The organism is Streptomyces sp. SPB074 (assembly GCF_000154905.1).
Classification (GTDB): Bacteria; Actinomycetota; Actinomycetes; order Streptomycetales; family Streptomycetaceae; genus Streptomyces.
The window spans coordinates 3,943,062-3,947,504 of the sequence record NZ_GG770539.1 but is presented as its reverse complement, the minus strand read 5'-3'; the positions used below and the strand labels follow the sequence as shown (position 1 = coordinate 3,947,504).

The 4,443-nt window shown below is 76.8% G+C and carries 3 protein-coding genes; 1 reads left to right on the top strand and 2 read right to left on the bottom strand.

All coding sequences use genetic code 11. The features are described 5' to 3' along the window. Window positions 1-210: HAAS signaling domain-containing protein (locus tag SSBG_RS16440; protein ID WP_037869940.1), on the bottom strand; the 210-nt coding region annotated here is incomplete at its 3' end. Between the two features lie 480 nt (window positions 211-690). On the opposite strand from SSBG_RS16440, the gene SSBG_RS16435 reads away from it, so the two are divergent. Next, on the top strand, window positions 691-3,204 hold the full coding sequence (locus tag SSBG_RS16435; protein ID WP_037869937.1) for a helicase-associated domain-containing protein: 2,514 nt from the start codon (window positions 691-693) through the stop codon (window positions 3,202-3,204). A 238-nt stretch (window positions 3,205-3,442) separates the two neighbouring features. Here the strand turns inward: SSBG_RS16435 and SSBG_RS30260 are convergent, their stop codons facing one another. Further along, complete coding sequence (locus SSBG_RS30260) at window positions 3,443-4,186, bottom strand: VanZ family protein (RefSeq protein ID WP_420790274.1); 744 nt, start codon at window positions 4,184-4,186, stop codon at window positions 3,443-3,445. Between the last annotated feature and the right edge of the window lie 257 nt (window positions 4,187-4,443).

Here is a 4,443-nt window from a genome sequence, read left to right as displayed (position 1 = left end):
GACGTCCTCCGGACTGCCGAGCCGCGACAGGATGCGGCGCACGGAGGCGGCCGAGTCCGGGGTGGTGGCCCTGGCCCTGCTGCGGTCGATCTCCCCGCGCAGCCCCGCCACGAGCCGCATCCGCTCCCCGGCCGGCAACTGCTGCTGCTGCGCCAGATCCCCGACCCGGCTCAGGTAGTCGAAGACGAGCTGATCAGTCTCGATCCCCACCGCTGGCCCTCCACCACGTCCGACAGCCCCCGCGCGTCCTGCTGCGACGACGGTACCGAACTCGGCCCGCGCGAAGGAGAAGTCCGGCCCGGAACACCCCCTCGCACGCGAATACGGCAGCGCCTCCGGCGCGTCCGGCGAGCGCGCCACGTCGGCGGGGCACGCGACGCGAGGTCGAGGTCCCGTACGAGCGCGAGGCCGAGATCCCGTACGCGCGCGGAGGCGAGATCCCGTACGGGTGAGGCTGATTCCCGCGCCCACGGCGGGAGTTCCGTGCGGGCGGGGCCGGTTCCCGTACCGCCGAAGGCACCGCCCGCCCACCGCCAGGGGCTCCGCCCGCTGGGCCGGGGGCGGTGTGGGCGCTGTGGGCGGAAACGCCCCGTACCGGAGGCGTGCCGGACCGCGGCGCGCGTGCGGTCCGCGACACCCGAGCGGTCTCGCACCCACCCAGCGCCCTTCGCACCCGCTACCGTGGGCGGGATGAGCAGCCCTGCACCAACCGAGGACGGACCGGCCACGCGGCCGGGACCGCGTTCGCTCGCCGAAGCCCTGCGGGTACGTGACGACGCCTCGCTCGTCGCGCTGCTGCGCGCGCGGCCCGATCTGCTCAACCCGGTCCCCGTCGACCTGACACAGCTGGCCACCCGCGCCGCGACCCGTGCCTCCGTGCTGCGTGCGCTGGAACGGCTCGACCGTTTCGCGCTCCAGACCGCCGAGGCACTCGCCGTCGCCCCCGATCCCGCCCCCTACGACCTGCTCGAAGGGCTTCTGACCGGCGACGAGGGCGACCCCACCGCGCGGGAGACCCTGCCGCGCACCCTCGCCCTGCTGCGCGAACGCGCCCTCGTCTGGGGGCCGGACGAGCGCCTGCGTCTCGTGCGCACGGCGCGGGAACTCCTCGCCCCGAGCGCCGCCCACCCCTCCCCCACCGGCCTCGGCCCGAGCCTCGCCGAGGCCACCGCGGGAATGTCCCCGGGCCGCCTCCAGGTCATCCTGACCGAGGCGGGCCTGGGCTCGACGCACGACTCGGTGACCGCCGTCCAGGCGCTCACCGCGCTCTTCACCGATCCCGCGCGGCTCGGCGCGCTCCTGGACGAGGCGCCCGCCGACGCCGTCGAGGTGCTGGGCAGGCTCGTGTGGGGGCCGCCGTACGGGCAGGTCACGGCGCATCCGGCGCCGCACCTGCGCTGGCTGCTGGATCACGGGCTGCTCGTGCCCACCGCGCCGGGCACCGTCGTCCTGCCGCGCGAGGTCGCGCTGCACCTGCGCGGCGGGCGCGCGCACCGTGCCGTCGAGCCCGAGCCCCCGGCCATCGCCGTGCGCGCGGCGCGCGAGGAGCGCGAGGCGGACGCGGCTGCCGCCGGGCAGGCCTACGCCGCGCTCCAGACCCTGGAGGACCTGCTCAAGGAGTGGGGCTCGCCGCGCCAGTCGTGGTCGCGGACGAAGGACCTCGGCCCCGCCGTGCTCCGCGCGGGCGGCCTGAGCCAGCGTGACCTCAAGCGCACCGCCGGATACTTGGAGACCTCCGAGGACATCGCCGCCTTCTGGCTCGAACTCGCCTACGCGGCGGGGCTCGTCGCCGCCGACGGCGAGGCCGACGAGCACTACGCGCCGACCCCGTACTTCGACGAGTGGCTGGAGCTGCCGCCCGCCCGCCGCTGGGCCGTGCTCGCCACCGCCTGGCTCGCCGCGACCCGCACGCCCGGGCTCGTCGGCGGCAGCGACAGCAAGGACCGCACCCTCTCCGCGCTCGGCCCGCACCTCGACCGCACGGCCGCGCCCGAGGTCCGCCACCGTGTCCTCGCGCTCCTCGCGGAACTCGGTCCCGGCAGCGTGCCCGAGCCGGACTCGCTCCTCGCCCGGCTCCGCTGGGAACGCCCGCTGCGCGGTGCCGCCCACGAGAACGACCTGCGGACCCGTATCGCGAGCTGGACGCTCACCGAGGCGGAACTCCTCGGCGTCACCGGTCGCGGTGCCCTCACCCGGCAGGGGCGCGCGCTCCTCGCCGGGCAGGACTCGGCGCTCGTCGATCTGCTCGCCGAGCTGCTGCCGCCGCCGCTGGACCACGTACTGCTCCAGGCCGACCTGACGGCCGTCGCCCCGGGCCCGCTCCAGCGCCCCCTCGCCGAACGTCTCGCGCTCCTCGCCGACGTCGAGTCCAAGGGCGGCGCGACCGTCTACCGCTTCACGCCGGGTTCCGTGCGCCGTTCCCTCGACGCCGGCTACTCCGCCGAGGCGATCCACGAGTTCCTCGCGACCCACTCCCTGACGCCCGTCCCGCAGCCCCTCGCCTACCTCGTGGACGACGTCGCCCGCCGCCACGGCCATCTCCGGGTCGGCGCGGCCTCCTCCTACGTACGGTGCGAGGAGGCCACCGTCCTGGACGAGATCCTCGCCGACCGGCGCTCGGAGACGCTGCGGCTGCGCCGTCTCGCGCCGACCGTCGCCGCCTCGCCCTCGGAACCGGCCGTGCTCCTCGACGGCCTGCGCGGCCTCGGCTTCGCCCCGGCCGCCGAAGGGCCGGGCGGCGATGTCCTCGTACGCTCCAGCACGGAGCACCGCACCCCGCCCCGCCGTGCCCCCGAGCCGGTCGGCGAGGGCGGCGCGCGCCCGCGTCAGACGCTGCTCGCGGCGGCGGTACGGGCCATCCGGGCCGGTGACACGGCGGCGACCACCCCGCCGCCCGCACCCCCGGCCGGGCTCGTCGCCCCCGCCGAGCCGCCCCGCAGCTCGGCGGGCGAGACCCTCGTCGCCCTCCAGAACGCCGTTCTCGTGGGCGAGTCCGTCTGGATCGGCTACATCGACGCGGAGGGCGCCGCCGACCGCCGCCTCATCGCCCCGGTCCGCGTCGAGGGCGGCTTCGTCACCGCGTACGACCACACCGCCGAGGAACTCCGCACCTACCCCCTGCACCGCATCACCGGCGTCGCCGAACTCCCCACCCAGCCGGAAAGCGAACCAACAGCGGCCCCGGGCCAGACCGGGGGAAGCTGACCGCAGGCGGAAACGCCGGGGGCCGCGCGTTTTTGGGCGACGGAGGGGCCACCCGGCACCACGCGCGGACGTGGCGCCGCTCGGGGCCTGTCCGGCACCGCTCGCAAGTCCGGGGCCGCCCGTACGCCCAGGCTCGCCCGATCCCCCGAAATCGCTCGTACGCCCGGGAGCCCCCGGTCACCCGGGACCCCTCGTGCGCCCGCGAGCGCCCGGCCGCCCGAGGCCGTTCGTGGGTTGCTCAGGTCGTGGGGCCGGAGAGGTCCGTCTTCGGCTTCGGTCCGGTGCCGCGCCGGGCGGGGAGGGCGCGGGCCGTCCGCGCGCGCAGGCGGGCGAGCCGGCCCGCCGTGGCGGGCTCCGTCGCGGTCTCCGGTTCTCGCGCGGGCTCCGGCTCCGTCGCGGGCTCCGGCTCCGGCGCCGGTCGTGCGGCGGGCCGCTTCCGGACGCGGCGGACGCGGGAGGGGCGGGGGTCCGTGCGGCGGCGCAGCGAGCGGGACAGCCGGCGGCCGAGGAACGCGTACCCGAGCAGCGCTCCCGTCGTGTTCAGGATGACGTCGTCCACGTCGAAGGCGCGCCCCTCGATCACCGCTCCCTGCGCGAGTTCGACCAGCGACATGACCAGCAGCGTCACGAGGAAGACCCGTACCAGCCGCATCCGGCGGGGTACGAGGAGCGGCAGCAGGACTCCGAAGGGGGCGCCGAGCAGCAGGTTCCCCCCGGCCTGCTTGCAGGCCCCGAGAAACGTGTACTCCTCCGCGTACTGCCGCAGCGAGTGTCCCGGGCGCAGGTTCGAGCCCGCGAGGCCGTCCGAGGCGGGCGAGGGCGTGAGCGTCAGCTTCGCGAGCACCGCCGAGAACGCCACGAGCAGCAGGAACGCCACGACCATCGTCAGCCCGAGCAGCAGCGCCCTGCCCCAGGACCGGCGCACCACCACCTCGCCATCCGGTGCGGCACCGGCCGCCGCCGCACCGTCCGGGGCAGCCACGGCGGAGGACGGTGCCGGGCGCGAGGCGGGAGCGGGACGCGGCCGTCCTCGCCACGCCGCGCGCCAGCGCCCTGCCCCCGCCCCGGACCGCGCGTCCGCGCCCGGTTCCGTCCGCTCGTCCCGCCCTGCCCGCGTCATACCGGCCGCTTACCCCAACGTCTCCCGCACACACGGGCGGTTGCTCCCCCACACCCGCTCCCCGCTCCGTCTCGGGGCCGAGGCGCCGCCCCGACCAGCGACCGATGTGCCCGCAGGGG